16 protein-coding genes are annotated in these 15,952 nt (G+C 63.2%); 6 read left to right on the top strand and 10 right to left on the bottom strand.

Annotation, left to right across the window (positions count from 1 at the left end; translation table 11 throughout):
• Positions 1–3 precede the first annotated feature (3 nt).
• From NP825_RS22450 to NP825_RS22435, 4 genes are read right to left on the bottom strand one after another with little or no spacing between them, the layout of a single operon-like run.
• Entirely contained in the window at positions 4–339 is a 336-nt protein-coding gene (locus NP825_RS22450) for a metalloregulator ArsR/SmtB family transcription factor (RefSeq protein WP_015460565.1), read from the bottom strand.
• A complete protein-coding gene (locus tag NP825_RS22445) occupies positions 336–3,554 on the bottom strand; it encodes an efflux RND transporter permease subunit (protein WP_015460566.1) in 3,219 nt (1,072 codons plus the stop codon). Before NP825_RS22445 ends, NP825_RS22450 begins: the two co-directional genes overlap by 4 nt.
• Positions 3,551–4,603, bottom strand: coding sequence for an efflux RND transporter periplasmic adaptor subunit (locus tag NP825_RS22440; protein WP_257551738.1), 1,053 nt, complete (start codon positions 4,601–4,603; stop codon positions 3,551–3,553). The genes NP825_RS22445 and NP825_RS22440 overlap by 4 nt, the downstream gene beginning before the upstream one ends.
• Positions 4,604–4,628: 25 nt before the next feature.
• Positions 4,629–4,967: a rhodanese-like domain-containing protein gene (locus NP825_RS22435; protein ID WP_015460568.1), complete on the bottom strand. Its 339-nt coding sequence runs from the start codon at positions 4,965–4,967 to the stop codon at positions 4,629–4,631.
• Between the two features lie 82 nt (positions 4,968–5,049).
• Here NP825_RS22435 and NP825_RS22430 point away from each other — a divergent pair, with 82 nt between their 5' ends.
• The 5 genes from NP825_RS22430 to NP825_RS22410 all read left to right on the top strand — a co-directional run bounded on the left by NP825_RS22430 (position 5,050) and on the right by NP825_RS22410 (position 8,746).
• Complete coding sequence (locus tag NP825_RS22430) at positions 5,050–6,327, top strand: NAD(P)/FAD-dependent oxidoreductase (protein ID WP_015460569.1); 1,278 nt, start codon at positions 5,050–5,052, stop codon at positions 6,325–6,327.
• Positions 6,328–6,351: 24 nt separating this feature from the next.
• Positions 6,352–6,555: a DUF2892 domain-containing protein gene (locus tag NP825_RS22425; RefSeq protein ID WP_015460570.1), complete on the top strand. Its 204-nt coding sequence runs from the start codon at positions 6,352–6,354 to the stop codon at positions 6,553–6,555.
• On the top strand, positions 6,552–7,817 hold the full coding sequence (locus NP825_RS22420; protein ID WP_041865633.1) for a TolC family outer membrane protein: 1,266 nt from the start codon (positions 6,552–6,554) through the stop codon (positions 7,815–7,817). Before NP825_RS22425 ends, NP825_RS22420 begins: the two co-directional genes overlap by 4 nt.
• A gap of 21 nt (positions 7,818–7,838) precedes the next feature.
• Positions 7,839–8,180 carry a carboxymuconolactone decarboxylase family protein gene (locus NP825_RS22415; RefSeq protein ID WP_015460572.1) on the top strand — a complete coding sequence of 114 codons (342 nt, stop codon included), beginning with the start codon at positions 7,839–7,841 and terminating at the stop codon, positions 8,178–8,180.
• Between the two features lie 311 nt (positions 8,181–8,491).
• Complete coding sequence (locus NP825_RS22410; protein WP_015460573.1) at positions 8,492–8,746, top strand: hypothetical protein; 255 nt, start codon at positions 8,492–8,494, stop codon at positions 8,744–8,746.
• A 457-nt stretch (positions 8,747–9,203) separates the two neighbouring features.
• On the opposite strand, the gene NP825_RS22405 is transcribed toward NP825_RS22410, so the two are convergent.
• From NP825_RS22405 to NP825_RS22390, 4 genes are read right to left on the bottom strand one after another with little or no spacing between them, the layout of a single operon-like run.
• Positions 9,204–10,355 carry a tyrosine-type recombinase/integrase gene (locus tag NP825_RS22405; RefSeq protein WP_015460574.1) on the bottom strand — a complete coding sequence of 384 codons (1,152 nt, stop codon included), beginning with the start codon at positions 10,353–10,355 and terminating at the stop codon, positions 9,204–9,206.
• Positions 10,352–10,813, bottom strand: coding sequence for a GNAT family N-acetyltransferase (locus NP825_RS22400; protein ID WP_015460575.1), 462 nt, complete (start codon positions 10,811–10,813; stop codon positions 10,352–10,354). Before NP825_RS22400 ends, NP825_RS22405 begins: the two co-directional genes overlap by 4 nt.
• Positions 10,814–10,866: 53 nt before the next feature.
• Positions 10,867–11,277, bottom strand: coding sequence for a type II toxin-antitoxin system VapC family toxin (locus NP825_RS22395; RefSeq protein WP_015460576.1), 411 nt, complete (start codon positions 11,275–11,277; stop codon positions 10,867–10,869).
• The gene (locus tag NP825_RS22390; RefSeq protein WP_015460577.1) at positions 11,274–11,555 is read right to left on the bottom strand and encodes a hypothetical protein; all 282 of its coding nucleotides are present in this window, start codon (positions 11,553–11,555) and stop codon (positions 11,274–11,276) included. Before NP825_RS22390 ends, NP825_RS22395 begins: the two co-directional genes overlap by 4 nt.
• Before the next feature lie 208 nt (positions 11,556–11,763).
• On the opposite strand from NP825_RS22390, the gene NP825_RS22385 reads away from it, so the two are divergent.
• Positions 11,764–12,747, top strand: coding sequence for a hypothetical protein (locus NP825_RS22385; protein ID WP_089221469.1), 984 nt, complete (start codon positions 11,764–11,766; stop codon positions 12,745–12,747).
• Positions 12,748–13,125: 378 nt separating this feature from the next.
• Here the strand turns inward: NP825_RS22385 and NP825_RS22380 are convergent, their stop codons facing one another.
• Both NP825_RS22380 and NP825_RS22375 read right to left on the bottom strand, forming a co-directional pair.
• Positions 13,126–13,320: a hypothetical protein gene (locus NP825_RS22380; RefSeq protein WP_218821486.1), complete on the bottom strand. Its 195-nt coding sequence runs from the start codon at positions 13,318–13,320 to the stop codon at positions 13,126–13,128.
• A gap of 1,421 nt (positions 13,321–14,741) precedes the next feature.
• Positions 14,742–15,872 carry a replication initiator protein A gene (locus tag NP825_RS22375; RefSeq protein ID WP_257551737.1) on the bottom strand — a complete coding sequence of 377 codons (1,131 nt, stop codon included), beginning with the start codon at positions 15,870–15,872 and terminating at the stop codon, positions 14,742–14,744.
• Between the last annotated feature and the right edge of the window lie 80 nt (positions 15,873–15,952).

Genomic DNA, 15,952 nt, shown 5'->3' with positions numbered 1-15,952 from the left:
GGTTCAGGAGCCTTCACCGGATGGCCCGAAACGATCGCACAGCATGTCGATCAACTGGCGAACGCCATCGTCGGCCAGGCTGTAGTAGATGGTCGTGGCCTCGCGCCGGGTCTTGACCAGCCCACCTTCGCGCAGCTTGCCGAGATGTTGCGATACGCTGGACTGCGACTGACCGCACAGTTCCACCATGGCGTTCACCGAGAACTCACCCTGGGTCAGCCGGCAAAGGATCAGCAGGCGCTGTTCATTGGCGAGCAGCTTCAACACGCTCGCTGCATGGGCGGCATGCCTGGCGAGTTCGGCAAAGGGGGCAGCAAGAGGCGTATCGAGGGGCATCATCTGGTCGCAGGCTTCCCGTCATCTCGGAGCACAATGTAAATGGCCGGAATAACCAGCACGGTCAGCAGCGTCGAGGACGCAAGGCCGAACAGCAACGAAATCGCCAGGCCCTGGAAGATCGGATCGGTCAAGATCACCGCCGCGCCGATCATCGCCGCAGCCGCCGTGAGGACAATCGGCTTGAACCGGATCGTGCCGGCTTCCAGCAGCACGTCGCGCAGGGATTTGTCGGGCGAAGCCGCATGCCTGATGAAATCGACCAGCAGGATCGAATTGCGCACGATGATCCCGGCCAGCGCGATGAACCCGATCATCGACGTCGCCGTGAACGGCGCGCGGAACAGCATGTGCCCGATGACGATACCAACGAGGGTCAGCGGCACCGGCGTCAGGATGACCAGCGGCAGGCGGAAGCTCCTGAACTGCGCGACGACGAGAATATAGATCCCCAGCAGGGCCACCATGAAGGCCCCGCCCATGTCGCGGAACGTGACCCAGGTGATCTCCCATTCACCGTCCCACAGCACGGACGACACGCTCTCATCCTCGGGCTGACCGTTGAGGAGGATTTCCGGTTTCGTCAGCCCCTTGGCGGCCCAGTCATAGGCATCGACCGCGCGATTGACTTCGATCATGCCGTAGATCGGCGCCTCATAGGCTCCGGCAAGCTCGGCCGTCACCATGTCGGCATAGCGGCCGTCGCGACGGAAGATTGCCGGGCTGCCCGTCTCGGTGCGGGCTTCCACCACGGCGCCGAGGTCGATGAGCTGGCCACCCGGCGTCTGTCCGATGGGCGTGCTCGACAGGGCCTGCGTCCAGCTCCGGTCCTTCTGCTCAAGTGCGATCGTGATCGGGAGTGGCGTTCGGCCATCGCCGCGAGGCGCATAGCCAACCGTCTGGCTGCCCATCAGCATCCCGATGCCGTCGGCGACTTGCCGCTGTGACAGACCATAATAATCAAGCCGGTCGCGCTGCAGGTCGAGGCGGAGCTTGGGCCGAGCCGCGCCGAAGCTGTTGTCGACGTCGACGATGAAGGGGACGGATCGGAAGATCTTCTCAAGCTCCACAGCCGTCTTCTGCCGGGTTGCGGCATCCGGACCATAGACTTCGGCCAGCAGTGTCGCGAGCACCGGTGGTCCCGGCGGCGTCTCGACAACCTTGAGCGACGCACCGCCCGGCAGCGTGAGCGCCTTCAGCCGCTCACGCAGATCGAGCGCGATTTCGTGGCTGGAACGGTCGCGGTCGCCCTTGGGCAGCAGCGTCACCATCACGTCGCCCTGTTCGGGCTGCGAGCGCAGAAAATAATGGCGGACGAGGCCGTTGAAGTTGAACGGCGCCGATGTGCCGACATAGGCCTCCATCGACGTCGCTTCGGGCAGACCGCGCACGATACCGGCTACATCCTCCAGCACGCGGCCCGTATTTTCGAGGGCAGTCCCTTCGGGCATGTCGACCACGACTTGGACCTCCGACTTGTTGTCGAAGGGCAGCAGCTTCACGGTGACGGCCTTGAAGTAGAACATCGAGCAGGCGACCAGCGTTGCCACGCCGACCCCGATCAGGAAGTTTCGGGCCGACTTGCGCGTGTCGATCACGCGATGCGCGACGCGCGCATAGAGCTGGCCGAGCTTGCCGCCGCTTTCGTCATGGCCATGCCCCGCCGCCAGCGTCTTGCGCGCGAAGCGGATCATCAGCCACGGCGCGATCACGACCGCGACGAAGAAGGAAAAGATCATCGCCGCCGATGCGTTGACCGGGATCGGCGCCATATACGGCCCCATCAGGCCGGAGACGAACAGCATGGGGAGCAGCGCGGCGACCACGGTGAGCGTGGCGACGACGGTCGGATTGCCGACCTCGGCCACAGCCTCGATCGCGGCCTGCGTGCGCGTCCGTTCATCATCCATGGCCCAATGGCGGGCGATGTTCTCGATCATGACGATCGCGTCGTCCACGAGGATGCCGATGGAGAAGATCAGCGCGAACAGGCTGACGCGGTTGATCGTGTAGCCCATGAGGTTCGACGCGAACATGGTCAGCAGGATCGTCGTCGGGATGACCACGGCGGTCACGCCGGCCTCGCGCCAACCGATCGCGAAGCCGATCAGCACGACGATCGAGACGGTCGCCAGCGCGAGGTGGAACAGCAACTCGTTCGCCTTTTCGTTCGCCGTCTCGCCATAGTTGCGCGTCACGGCGACCGTGACGTCATCGGGGATCAGCTTGCCTTTCAGGCTTTCCACGCGCTCAAGAATGGCATCGGAGACGACCACGGCATTGGCCCCGGCACGCTTGGCGAACGCGATGCTGACGGCAGGCGCGCTATCCCACTTGCCGTTCTCCGCCCCATTGTCCGACTTTGCCCAGCGCCATGCGCGGGCCTGTTCCTCGCGCGGCCCCTGTGTGACGGCCGCGACGTCGCGAAGATAGACGGGCGACCCGGTGCCCGACCGGACCGTCAATAGTCCCACTTCCTGTGCCGAAGACAAGGTGCGGCCCGCGGTCACGCCGACGGCCTTTCCATCCTCGCGGATATTGCCCAGCGGGAAGCTGCGGTTGGCCTGGCTTGCGGCCTCGATCACGCTGCCCAGCGGCACGCCATATTGGCGCAGCTTCGCGGGGTCCGGCGCGATACGGATTTCCTCGGGGCGTCCGCCAACGAGGAAGGTGATGCCGACATCATCGACCTTGGCGATCTCGGTGCGCAGCTTTGAGGCCAGCTCGTAGAGGCTGGCATCGTTCCACTGGCCCGCCGCTCCTGGCTTGGGTGTGAGAGTCAGGACGACCGTGGGGACATCGTTGATGCCGCGCACCGTCACCATGGGATCGGGAATGCCGACCGGCTTCCTGTCCCAATTGGCGCGCAGCTTTTCCTCGATACGGATAGCGGCGTCCTCGGGATTCGACCCGACGAGGAAGCGCGCCGTCACCATCACCCCGTTGTCCTGTGCCTGGGTGTAGACGTGCTCCACGCCGTCGACGCTCTTGACGATGGTTTCGAGAGGGATGCCGACCAGCTCGGTCGCGTCGGCGGCGGAAAGGCCGGGCGCCATGACCTGAATATCCACCATCGGCACGCTGATCTGTGGCTCCTCCTCGCGGGGAATCGCGAAGAGGGCCAGCAGGCCGACGGCGATCGCCGCGAGCAGGAACAGCGGCGTCAGGGGCGAGGCAATGGTGGCCTTGGTGAGGCGACCGGAAATGCCGAGGTTCATTGGCCGGTAACCTTGGCGGGCGTGCGGGGCGCGAACAGCGTGTCGCCGGCGGACACACCGCTCAGGATCTCGACCTTGGCGGGATCGGCTGTCGGTGCGATCTGCACCGGCACCATGCTGAGGCGCTTGCCCCCACCTCTTGTTTCAACGCTTACGATCTGAACCTGATCCATGCCGTAGCGTGTGGTGACGAACGAGCGCGGCACGACCAGCGCCATGCGCGTGCCGATCTCGACCGATGTGCTCACGCGACGGCCGACGAATTGGGTAGTGAGGCCAGGCAGCGTCGCGTCAACGCGAACCTGGCCTCCGGTGATCGCGGGATAGATTTGCGTCACCTGCCCCACGCGGGACCCGTTGGAAATATCATCGCTTGTGATTGTCACGCGCGCGCCGGGGTGGACCTGCCCTGCGACCGATTCCGGCAACATCAGGCGCAGGACCGGGGGACCAGCCGTGACGGTCGCGATCGACATGCCCGGCGCAACCGGCGCGCCCGCCGGGATGTCGGCCCGCAGCACGCGCCCGCTTGCCGGTGCGATCACTGCGCCTTGCCCGGCAACGCTTGCGCTCGCGCCCTGCTGGGCACGGGCGGCGGCAACCTGCGCGTCGGCCGCGCGCGCGCCGGCCACGGCCTGATCAAGCCGTGCCTGCGCATAGACGCCGTTATTGTAGAGATCGCGGATACGCGCGAGGTCCGCATTGGCGCGCGCGGCTTCGGCCTCTGCCGCGGCGACCTGCGCGCCATAGGCGCTGGTCTCATAGCCAGTCCGCGAGTCGACGATCATGCCGATCCGCTGACCCTTCTGCACCATGTCGCCCTCGGTAACCGACAGGGAGGTCAGGATGCCGGGAATGCGCGCGAGCACTTCGGCCTGGTCGCGCGTGGCGATTTCCGCGCCGACCGCCTTCATGGCGGGGATTTCGGTCACGGTGAGCCGCAGGCTGTCCCCGGCGGGCAGCGTCGCCGCCGCAGAATCGCGCTCCGGCTGACTTCCGCATCCCGATAACGCCAGCGCAGCGCCCGCCAACCAGAGCCACTTGCTCATCCTGCTCACCCCTTTTGACCTGCTCTCAGCCGCCGACCACCGGCATTCCGGCATCCTTCCATGCGCCGATGCCGCCGGCGAGGTGGGTGTCGATCACGCTCTGCGCCGCCGCGCATTGGTCGAGCGCCTTGCCCGAACGCTTGCCGCCCGCGCATTGCAGCACGACGGTCCGACCCTCGGGATCAGGGATATTACGAGGTGAAAAGCCCGACAGCGGCAGGTTTATTGCGCCGGGAATATGCCCCGACCTGAACTCATCGACTTCGCGCACATCGATCAGCAGCGCCTTGCCGTCCTTCAGCATGGCGTCGAGCTCGGCGGGGCCGATCTCGCGGTGCGCGTCACGTTTCTTGAATCCGAACATGAGAACCCCTTTCAGTTTGTGGGTTGTATATAACGTGTAATGATTATATTAGTCAACGGCGTCGAGACAGGAAGGATCGCAGATGGGCAAGCCGTTGATCGTTGTGTTGGGTGCGGGACTGGGAGGCACCATCGCCTCCTACGAGATCAAGGACGCCGTAAAGGGCCGCGCCGAAGTGATGACTGTATCCGATACTGATACATACAGCTTCATTCCTTCCAATCCGTGGGTCGCCGTGCGTTGGCGCGAGCCGGAAGCGATTCAGGTCCATCTCCCCCCGGTGTTCGCGAAAAAGAAGATCGGCTTCACCTCAGTGGGCGCCAAGCGGGTCCATGCGAGCGAAAAGCGACTCGAACTCAATGACGGAACATCAATCAATTACGATTATCTTGTAATTGCGACTGGACCCGATCTGGCATTCGACGAGATCGAGGGCCTGGGTCCGCAAGGCCATACCGTCTCGGTCTGCCAGACGGCCCATGCCGCCGAGGCGGCCGATGCCTTCGACGCCTTCGTGGAAAATCCCGGTCCCATCATCGTCGGCGCAGTCCAGGGCGCGTCCTGCTACGGCCCGGCTTACGAATTCACGATGATCCTCGACACCGAACTGCGCCGCCGCAAGATCCGCGACAAGGTGCCGATGATCTATGTGACGCCCGAGCCCTATATCGGCCATCTCGGTCTCGACGGCGTTGGCGACACCAAGTCGCTGCTCGAGAGCGAGATGCGCGAGCGCCATATCAAATGGATTACCAATGCGCGCGTGACCAGGGTCGAACCAGGCCTGATGCATGTGGAAGAAGTGGGCGAGGACGGCGCGGTCACGAAAACGCACGATCTACCCTTTGCCTATTCGATGATGCTGCCCGCTTTTCGCGGCGTTCCCGCTGTCCGCGACATCGAAGGCCTCACCAACCCGCGCGGCTTCATCATCGTCGACAAGCACCAGCGCAATCCTGCCTTCCCGGAAATTTTCGCACTCGGTGTGTGTGTCGCGATCCCGCCCACGGGCCCGACCCCGGTACCCGTGGGCGTGCCCAAGACCGGCTTCATGATCGAGAGCATGGTTACAGCGATCGCAGCCAATCTCGCGTCGATCCTTGAAGGCAAGGCGCCGACCGCCGAAGCGACATGGAACGCGGTCTGCCTCGCCGATTTCGGCGATAGCGGCGTAGCCTTCGTCGCCCAACCCCAGCTCCCACCGCGCAACGTCAACTGGGCGTCGGAAGGCAAATGGGTCCATTTGGCCAAGATCGGCTTCGAGAAATATTTCCTGCGCAAGATCCGCAAGGGCGAGAGCGAGCCTTTCTACGAAAAGCTGGCCATGCACGCGATGGGTATCCGCAAGCTGCGTTTCTGATTTTTGACTGAAGGGGTGCACAAGATGACTCTCGATCGTGCCGTGATGGCGTTCGCCGGAAGTGTCGTGCTGCTGAGCGTCGTCCTCTCGCTCACCGTGCATCCTTGGTGGCTCGCGCTCACTGTTTTTGCCGGTCTCAATATGATCCAGGCGAGCTTCACCGGCTTCTGCCCCGCCGCGATGGTGTTCAAAGCGCTGGGCGTTCGTCCGGGGACCGCCTTCAAATGAGGCGATCCGCGCCGATCCCCTTGCCCCTGCTGGCCTGCCTGCTCGCGAGCGCCGCCGTGCCGGCGCAGGCGACGACGCTGGAAGAGGCGATCGCGGCCGCCATGACCCATGCGCCCGAGATCGAAGCGGCGCGCGCCGATGCCGATGCCGCCGATGCCCGGATCAAGGAAGCACGGGGCCAGGGTCTTCCCACCGCGACGCTCAGTGGAACGATCGGCTATGGCCGGCTCGATCCGCAGGGCTATTTCGGGCTTCCGGCGGCGAACGTCACCCCGCGCGCGGCACAGCTCACCATCGAACAGCCGCTATTCATGGGCGGCAGGGTCAGCGCAGGCGTCGCGCAGGCGAAAGCAGGCAGTGCGGCCGCGCACGCGGGCGAACACATGACGCGCAGCCAGATCATCGTCGCAACGGTCCAGGCCTATGGCGATGTGCTGACCACGCAGCGCATGGTCGCGCTCTACGAACAGATGGTCGGGCAGATGGAGGAGATCCAGCGCCAGGCCCGTCTTCGCTACAAAGCCGGGGAAAGTCCCAGCACCGATGTTGCGCAGGCTGCGGCGCGGCTCGCCGAAGCACAGGCTGCCCTTGAAGCGGCGCGGGGCGTTGCCGTCTCGGCCGATGCGCGGTTCACCAATCTGACCGGCCTTGCGCCGCAGGATTTGCAGCCTCTCCCGGCGAACCCGGCCATGCCGGGATCGCTCGATGAAGCGCTCAACATCGCCCGGGCTAACAATCCTGCTCTCGCCCAGGCCGAAGCAGCGTTGGAAGCGGCGCGCGCTGGCGCGAGAGGCGCACGGGCCGAACGACTGCCCACGGTCGGCGCCTTCGCCGAAGGCTCGACGATCCGCGATCAGTTCTTCCCCGATTATCGCGCCGACGGCGCGACAGTCGGCGTGCGCGCGCGCTGGCAGTTGTTCTCGGGCGGACGTGTCTCGGCTAAAATCACCGAATCCGACAGCGCGGTAAGAGCGGCCGACGCCCGCGTGCGCGCGGCGCGCTCCGCAGTCGATGAACAGACGATCAGTGTCTTTCAGGGCGTGCGGTCCGCCATGTTGGTCGAAACCGCCGCTGCCAGCCAAGCCCTTGCCGCCGCCCAGGCCCGCGACAGCGTTCGCCATGAGGTCCGTGTCGGCATGAAACCCCAGCTCGACCTGCTCGACGCGGAGCGGGAGGCAGCTGCGGCCGCCGTCAGCGAGGCCAGGGCGCAAAGTGATCGCATCGTAGCCGCCTACCGGCTGCTCGCCCTCATCGGGCGCTGAGCTTCAACAGGAGAGGGACACATGCACAAGGACTGGCCGAAAATGGCCGACGAATTGAACGTCGCCATCAAGGAAGTGCGGCTCGGCACACCCGAAGTGATGAAGGCCTTTTCCGCGATGGCGGCGGCGGCAACCCAGGCAGGAACGCTCGACGCCAAAACCAAGGAACTGATCGCGCTCGCCATCTCGGTCGCGATCCGCTGCGACGGCTGCGTGGCCTTCCATGCCAAGGCGGCAGTTAAGCAGGGCGCGACGCGCGACGAGGTCATGGAGACGATGGGCATGGCCCTCTACATGGGCGCCGGTCCCAGCCTCATGTATGCCGCGCAGGCTGTCGAAGCCTTCGATCAATTCTCAGATTAGCAATGTCCCATTCGGCACGGCTATCCCAGTAGAGATAGCGCGGCGTTCCTCCGGTCTCTACCTGCTGGCGAAACTGCCCGTCGCCGTGCTGCACAATATCCCCGCCGAAGGTGACGAACACCAGCTTCTTCTCGCCCTGCGTTTCCGCGAGAGACTGCATTTGTCGGGTGAAGATGTCTCCGCCGCAAGCCTGAAGCAAATCGATCGATCCGGAAAGTTACGGATTTCCGATGATCGCCTGAGATGCTTGGTGTGCGCCTCAACAACCGATTGCCTCACATGCGGCAATGGGAAGATTAGGATAAAGGGTCATGACGCCGCCGACGCCATCGAGCAGATCCAGTTCAAAATGGTTCTGGATTCTCGCACTCCTCGCGCTCTTCATCCTGACGATCGTCTGGTTTGCGAACCCTCTCGGCAAGGTCGAGCAGGCCCCGCCACCCGAGACGGCCGCCCAGTCTACCGAATGGGCTCCCGCCCCCGACGGACCCGCTGTCGATGTAAGACTGCCGGAAACGCCCATGAAAAACGTCGTAGTCGATCAGACGGAAGGTGCAGACAACTAAGCGCGCTGCCCCGCGAAGCAGCGCGCTTAGTGGACACACGTCGTCAATTATACCGATGGTCGCCATGACGAGCCGGAAATCATGGTCGATGCCATCGTGGATGCCTGTACTCACCGAGCGAGGAAATGCCGGTCGGAACAAAAGCGCACGCCTCCAACCTGTCACACCACCCCTTCCCCGATCTTACCGAGCGCCTGTCGATGAGCATCGCCGATCGAGGGAGGTCAAGAAGGCCGGCGCGCTGTCCGCTCCCATATTCTGAATTCGAACCCTCATTTCTAATTTCATTTGGACGACGCTATAATTTCAGATGGACGCCAATCTTCTTTCATCGAAGCGTTAGCGCATGTTTCGGTAGACATGCTGCTACCCTGCCATTCCACCCAGCGCCTCCAGCACCGGTGCCGTGCTTTACGACCATGGCCAGACGATCGATTTTGGAGATCATCTCGCCGCTTTACCCTTCTCCTGCCTCTGGGGATGAAACCGCCATCCGAGCTGCCATCCGCGCCCCTGCCCCACTCTTCGTCGCCAGTCTGGCGCCATAGCGCATGACAGTCCTGGGATCGCGCCAACGATAAGCCTGCATGATCGCGGGGAGACTCTCGCCAGCCGCAAAATTGTCCTGCGCCACCCCCACCCGGATCGAATGGCTCGACACCGCCGAAAGCCAGCGTTTGAGCTCAGCGTCGGTCAAAGGACCAAGGAGCTTCTTGTCGAAGGCGGACCTGATCAGTCGCTTGTAGATCAAGGTGATGCTGTTGGGATGCAGGCCGGCGCGCCCCACGCTTCGCACCGAACCGTCAAAATGGGTCTCCACCCTCCGGAACAGGGCACCGCGGTCGACATGGCCCGCGTCACGCCAGCGCGCAATCGCGTTCATTGTCGCGGGCGAAAGATAGGCCCAGGCCCCCTCCCCTTCCTGGTCGGTCTTGCTCGAAGGCACGAACAACGCCCCTGCACCATTTGCGTCCGGTCCGTCGACATGATCGACATGGATCGCGACGAGTTCCGAGCGGCGGCCCGCGCTGTCGTACGCCGTGCGCAGCAGCGCCTCGTCGCGCAGACCCAGCAGATCGCGACGGCAAGCCCGCAGCAGATGGGAAAGACACACGCCGGAAGCCGGACTGTCGAAATCAGAAATCTCACCCTTGAACCGGATCGCCCTCGCCTGCCGCTGGCGTACGCCAAGACTCTTGCGCGCAGCCTTCTTCTCCAGCTTGACCAGCGGAGCCGCGGTGGGATCGTCAAGACCGGCCATGCGGTACGCCCAGCCCACATTGACGAGATAGCGTTCGATCGTCGCCATGGCGCGAACCGCCTCGTCGGAGGCGTCGACGCCGGCCAGCGCGCGTATCCAGGCCGCCGCGAGTTCGGGCGTTGCCTGTGCCGCCGGAACGCGGCGCTTGCGGCACCAGGCGCCCCAGAGTGTCAGGTCCGAGCGGAACGCGCGCCGTGTATTGGCCGACCAACCCCGCAGCGCGGCATCGAGGAGGCTTTCATCGATCGACGCAGTCGTTCCGACCAATGCCCGCACGTCCTCGATCAGATCCGCGGTCTCGCTCGCAAGCGCCGGCAAGCCGCCTTGCAAGGCCGATGCCGGCGTCATGCGTCCAGCACCCGCACCATATGGACCGCGACCATCCCGTCGCCATGATCGACTTCGCGTTCGCGGACATAGCCGAGCCGTTCGTAGAGCGCGATGTTCGCGGTCATGCGTACGTTGGTATAGAGGCGCGTACCCTGAAGCCCGCTGGCCCGCGCGATGTCCTCGGCATGGCGCATCAGGCGCAGCCCCAACCCCTCGCGCTGGCGGCCGGGATCCACCGCGACATTGACGATCAGCAATTCCCTGCCTTCTGCGACCGTTTCGATCAGCGCGACCAGTTCGCCCTTGTGCACGAGCACGTCGAAACGGTGCGCACCGAAGGCCCGATCATAATCGGCAGCGAGCGGCTTGGGCGGCCGGGGCGTGACGCCGAGCCAGCGAGCATAGGCACGCTGGACGAGCGCCCGGATTTCGGGGACATCCTCGACAATGGCGCGGCGGAGGATGGGTTCAGCCATGCTCTCGCCTGCCTCCAAGGTTACCATGGAACACGCACCAGTTGACACGTCGGTCACCACGGCCGGCTCGCGTCATGGAGCGCGATGTCCGTCGCCGCGAAATCCTTGCCCGTGCACAGCAGCGGCTCTCCGCTGTCCTTGGCCACCGCATAGACCATGAGATCAAGCAGGTTGAGCGGACCACCATTGCCGTTGCCCGAGCCGTAACGCGGCTCGGCCTCGATAGCGATCTGTGCGTGGTCCGCAGTGAACGCCAGCGTCGTGCAGCCGCCGCGCTCGAAACTCGCGAGCATCTCCTTGGCTTTCTCCCGCAAGCCAAAGCGCTGATTGCTAGCGACCCGCAAGAACTCAACACAGGCGGGTGCCGGTATTCCACCTCGCTCGGCAATGATCGCATCTAGCAAGGCGTCCCTACCGTCCTCATCGGTGAGCACAGCGATCAATGCCGACGTGTCAATGATCATCGGGGCAAACCGTTCTCATCCCACATCTCCGCATCAATCTCGGCCATCGTCGGATATTTACGCTTGGGCACTCCCGCGAGAATGGCCTCCACTTCCGCACGAAAGGTCGCACCATCGCTCGCGGGTGGAAGCGGCATTCGATCGAGCGCCTCCTCGATGATTTCTACCTGGCTACGCCCGTCGCGCGCGAGCAGTTCCAGCCGCTTCAAGGCATGATCGGAGCGGATAGTGATGGCGCGCTGCTTACGACGCGGCGGTTGATGGGCGGCGGCGGCCACGACGGCACTCCTCTAGCTCGGATTCGGTCAATTCCTCACGTAGCAAATGTGCTGCTACTGTGCAAGCACGCCTTGCCTAGTGTTGATAACGATCCATTATCAACACTAGGCATACGAGCATACTTTACTGAACTTCGCTTTCAGTTCACTATTGGGCATGGCTGACATGCCCTCGCCCGCCTCTTATGGTCCCGATTATACCCCAAAAATGGCGGCAGCCATAGCGTCTTGCACCGCGTCCATTTCTCGCCTCGATGCCCGAATTTCCGTCAGTTCCGTCGCCTCGGCCTGGAACCGGCGGGCAAGTTGGTCGGGCTATGCGCGGGCACTGCAACTGCAATCCGCCGAGGTCGACGAGATCGACGCTTTTTCCTGGGGCTGCGGGCTCCAGATCCCCGGCCGGCCGCTGCGCTCGACCACCCTCGACCTGTTCGACCGCTTCGATGCGTGGGCCGCGGCCCTCGCCGATCCCGACCCGCTCGCCTGGCGCGATGCGCTGCCCACCGCCATCGGCGCGCCGGCGGGTGCCACGCAGCACCCTGCCCTCGTCCGCGCACTCGACCAGGTCCGCCAGCACGCGCTGGCGGATGGCGGCATCCTGCCCTGGCTCGGCCTGCCGTTCGCGCTGCGCGATGGCGGCCTCTCCGCGAGCGCCCTCCCCTGCCTCGCCGGCGGCGCCAAGGCGTTCCGGCTGAAGCGGAAACCCGACACCGATGATTGGCTGGCGGCGTTGCGGGCGCTCGAACGATCGGCGCGCGAGGGTCTGGAACGGCTTCACGAGCTGGAGAAATACCATCGCAACGCCCAGCGCGCGATCGTCGACGCGTTCCGTCCGGGCGCCCTCCCCCGGCTGCTCGCGCTCACGCATCATCGCCCGCTGCTATCGCCCCAGGGGGTTGCCGATGCGCTGGCCCTCAGCGTCGCCGGCGCGAGCAAGCTGCTGGAGCGGGCCGTCGCTGCGGATCTTCTGGTCGAGATTACCCAGCGGCGCAGCTGGCGGCTGTTTCTGCCACCAGACCTTGCGGTCGAATTCGGCTATGCAGCCTCCAAGCGTGGCCGTCCGGCGAAGGAGCCCCCTCCCCTACCCGCGAGCCGGAATCTCGCCGTGGCTTTCGATGCATTTGATGAGGAAATGGCCGCCATCGACAAGCTGCTTACAAGCGCGCGCGGAACAAAGCTTTCGTCGCCATGACAGGTGCTGCGAATCAAACGCGAATTTGCGGTGGGAGCAAGTGGCGTTCAGAATCATGTGCGCCCTGATTTTGATCACAAACTTGTGGCAATTGACCCAAAATGCGCCCCAGCCAGAAGCCCGTACAGAGCGATTTGACGCTATTCATGAGTAAGGGATGTCAGAACGCCCAGAAGCGCCTGGTGAGGCCCTGGCGGCGTTTCAGGGCTATTTCTCGGTTTGTTCCGATTTTGAGGGACATGCTGGATATAAAGCACCCTGACTTCGGCGGTATGTACCCTACATCTCACAAGCTGATCGAACGAGGTGATTTCACGCGAGTGCTGCACCAGCAGAACGTGTGACCATAAGCGCCGCGAGGTTGATCGCTGTGGAAAGCTAGATACCGTTTGGATGCCCGTCCGATGGCAGACGCTCAGCATCAAGGTAGATCCAAGCTTCCAACAGGCCCTCGAGAGTTTGGACTTCGATCTGCGCTCGCCGATATTCGACTCCTTCGAAGGCGTCGAGGGGGACCCAGTGATGAGGCAGGTCAGGCGACAGGAAGAGGTGAACCGGGATCTCGTCCGCCATCGTCCGCGGGGATCAAGCCCGGGTAGCCAAGATGATGGGATCAGCTTCGGGTGCGCATTGTCGAATGTTGTCTCGCTGATTGATCGGGAGGCGAGTGATGCACGGTTCGGCAGCGGATGTTGAATGCCATCCTCTGGATGCTCTATGCTCGTGCGACATCGGGCACTGGGCCTTGCCATTGTGTTCGGTGCTTGCCGATGGCCTTCCCTGCCCCTTCAATCTTTTCATAAAAGGGAGAAGCGCCGCAGGCGCCGTTAATTCCTTTAGAAATAAAGATAGAAAGTTAGGCTGTGGATGCGCCGGCCGCGACTCATGGATTCATCACGAGTCGGGGAATTCAGCGCGTTCCCGTAATACCGTCCGACCGTTCCTGAAATACCCTGTGCGGTGTTCCCATTGGACCGTGATTCGGTTCCCAATGTACCGTGCGCCGTTCCTGAAATACCGTGTGGGCGGGTCATTGGAGATCGGGGCGGAAAGGGCGGTAAAACGCGTTTTACTCGATGCTACATCCCTGATTTCCCGGAGTTTTGAGCTTCCTGACGACACAGGCGGACACAGTTGATAGCCACTCTTGTAGCCGCGATCATGACCCTCGGGCACTTGCTGGCCGGGAAATCGGCAAGGCCTCCCGACTCTCCCACGGTATATTAGGAACGAAGGGGCCGATCGAGACAGGCGGCCAGCCTCTGGAGCGGAGTTTCGCTCTGGTTTGAACTTCAATGACTGGCTGCCGGGCGCTTGAAACGGCGGTCGCGTGGCCATCATCTCCGGGCCTGGCGAGGCGTGAATACACGCCGATGGCGCGGTACTTTGGGAACGGCCGCCTGTTGGGCTCGGCCGTTTGATCTCGTCTGCCATGGCGGACCGAGGCGGCGGAGTTTTCCTCCGCACGGTATTTCAGGAACGCCTGATCGATTGCCGCGGAGCCGATCTCGATGAACGATCGCACCGTTCCCCCCTTCCCTTCCCTCCGGTTCCAGGAATCGCCGGCACGAGATTGACCCGCCATCTGCTTTGTCCGGCTTATATCCTGGTTGATTGGAAACGACGTGCGATGATCGAAAGGGTGTCCGCGTTCCTGATGTACCCGGCGCCGGTCAACTGGTGGGATGATCGATGCCCGAGCGTGGCCCGGAAGGACGTAACGGCTTGGCCAAGGTGGCTGCGACTTCGGTCCGCACAGCGTAATTGGCGAAGATAATGGCGGCAACGCCAAGCCGCTGAGCCCCGCGTCATGGCTGAGATCGCATATTCTATGGGATAGCGTCCCGATAGGACGGGGTGCTCAATGGGGAAGAGGCCGCGCAACTGTCGGCCCTTGTCCGTCGGTACTTCAGGAACGCAAGAACCATGCGCAACTCGGGTAGCGGAAGGTTGTTCCTGAAAGACCGTGCTGTTCGAAGCGGCGCTGTACCGCGCTACAGCGCCGCGCGTTGCTTCGAACAGAATGTTGCGAAGATCTGCGTGATGTTCCTGGCATCGTATGCGATTTCGCGCTGCCTCAGGAATGACCGAAAGTCGTCGGCGACCATGCCGTGGTCACGCTGCGGTTCGGGCAGGTTGGCCCGTGCGATGGCGCCAAAGGCGCTATGGGCGATATGTCCATATTCCGGGAAGGCGATCGGCGGTTCGTCGATCGCCTTGTCTTGTGCGGAAGGAGTAGCCCGGCCAGGCGTGGGTGCAGTCTGGACCGGGGCAGGGGAGGGGGCTCCGGGTTCGCTCGTGAGGTTGCGCCTGACCATGCGCAGGAACGGTTCGGCCTCTGCGCGCAATTCCAGTTCGAGCGCGTAACCCGGCAGCGCATTTTCCCGGACGATCTTGGTCATCTCGAATTTGAAGCGACGATAGTCTCCTTCCGCGCCCGATTTCTCGAACAGCGTCGGCATGGAGATCGCGAAGCCGTCCGTTCCGGCGCCGCCGGCGTGCTTGCGCGCAACCCGGTACAGCCAGCGTTCTCTCCCCCCGGTGAGCGAGAAATAGGCGGGATCGATCGCGAGGACGCCGCCTTCCATCAGCACGCCGTCGTAAAACCATTTGGCGAGGGTGATGCGCATACCTCGCACGTTGCCCGTGCGGTCCTTGAGCTGACTGTAGCTGTCGATCCAGGAGAAAGTGGTCTCGACAGCGTCGCCCGAGCGGATATTGGTCTTCACCGTGGTTGACTGCAGACGGTCAAGCGCATTGCCCAGCAAGTCATAGGCTCGCCCGCCGACCTCGCGTTTGAGTGTCCTGAGCATGTCGTAGGGCACGACGTTCAAGGTTTGCGGAATGTCGTTCGCACCGCGGCGCTTATGTTCGATGAGCACCGAGGCGCAGTAGATCAGAATGTCGAGATCGTAGATCGTGGCGAGGCCATATTCCGAGTTGGCCGAAACATGGACGGTAACTTTTCGGTCCGGACTGACATAGTCGATCGGCTTCAGGCGCTTGCGCTTGGACAGGGAAAAGAATGGACGCTCCATCGTTTCGCGCTGGTCGCGAAGCGGCAGTGCCGTCAGTTGCGGCAGAAAGAGGTCTACTTGACCGTCTTCGCGGTAGTCCTGTGGCATCTCATGTCCTGCAACGCGCGTAAAACGCGTTTTACTCCATCATAAAGATTTGAAAATAAAAGATTTATTGTGGATTCTCA

Origin of the sequence: Sphingopyxis sp. DBS4, assembly GCF_024628865.1 — a bacterium.
Lineage (GTDB): Bacteria > Pseudomonadota > Alphaproteobacteria > Sphingomonadales > Sphingomonadaceae > Sphingopyxis.
This window is presented reverse-complemented; position numbering and strand designations above follow the sequence as displayed.

Coding starts and splice junctions, on each gene's coding strand:
- NP825_RS22380 (WP_218821486.1), bottom strand. CDS start 13,320: ATGGCGGACGAGATCCCGGTTCACCTCTTCCTGTCGCCTGACCTGCCT.
- NP825_RS22420 (WP_041865633.1), top strand. CDS start 6,552: ATGAGGCGATCCGCGCCGATCCCCTTGCCCCTGCTGGCCTGCCTGCTC.
- NP825_RS22395 (WP_015460576.1), bottom strand. CDS start 11,277: ATGATCATTGACACGTCGGCATTGATCGCTGTGCTCACCGATGAGGAC.
- NP825_RS22400 (WP_015460575.1), bottom strand. CDS start 10,813: ATGGCTGAACCCATCCTCCGCCGCGCCATTGTCGAGGATGTCCCCGAA.
- NP825_RS22440 (WP_257551738.1), bottom strand. CDS start 4,603: ATGAGCAAGTGGCTCTGGTTGGCGGGCGCTGCGCTGGCGTTATCGGGA.
- NP825_RS22405 (WP_015460574.1), bottom strand. CDS start 10,355: ATGACGCCGGCATCGGCCTTGCAAGGCGGCTTGCCGGCGCTTGCGAGC.
- NP825_RS22415 (WP_015460572.1), top strand. CDS start 7,839: ATGCACAAGGACTGGCCGAAAATGGCCGACGAATTGAACGTCGCCATC.
- NP825_RS22445 (WP_015460566.1), bottom strand. CDS start 3,554: ATGAACCTCGGCATTTCCGGTCGCCTCACCAAGGCCACCATTGCCTCG.
- NP825_RS22375 (WP_257551737.1), bottom strand. CDS start 15,872: ATGCCACAGGACTACCGCGAAGACGGTCAAGTAGACCTCTTTCTGCCG.
- NP825_RS22430 (WP_015460569.1), top strand. CDS start 5,050: ATGGGCAAGCCGTTGATCGTTGTGTTGGGTGCGGGACTGGGAGGCACC.
- NP825_RS22410 (WP_015460573.1), top strand. CDS start 8,492: ATGACGCCGCCGACGCCATCGAGCAGATCCAGTTCAAAATGGTTCTGG.
- NP825_RS22435 (WP_015460568.1), bottom strand. CDS start 4,967: ATGTTCGGATTCAAGAAACGTGACGCGCACCGCGAGATCGGCCCCGCC.
- NP825_RS22425 (WP_015460570.1), top strand. CDS start 6,352: ATGACTCTCGATCGTGCCGTGATGGCGTTCGCCGGAAGTGTCGTGCTG.
- NP825_RS22450 (WP_015460565.1), bottom strand. CDS start 339: ATGATGCCCCTCGATACGCCTCTTGCTGCCCCCTTTGCCGAACTCGCC.
- NP825_RS22385 (WP_089221469.1), top strand. CDS start 11,764: ATGGCGGCAGCCATAGCGTCTTGCACCGCGTCCATTTCTCGCCTCGAT.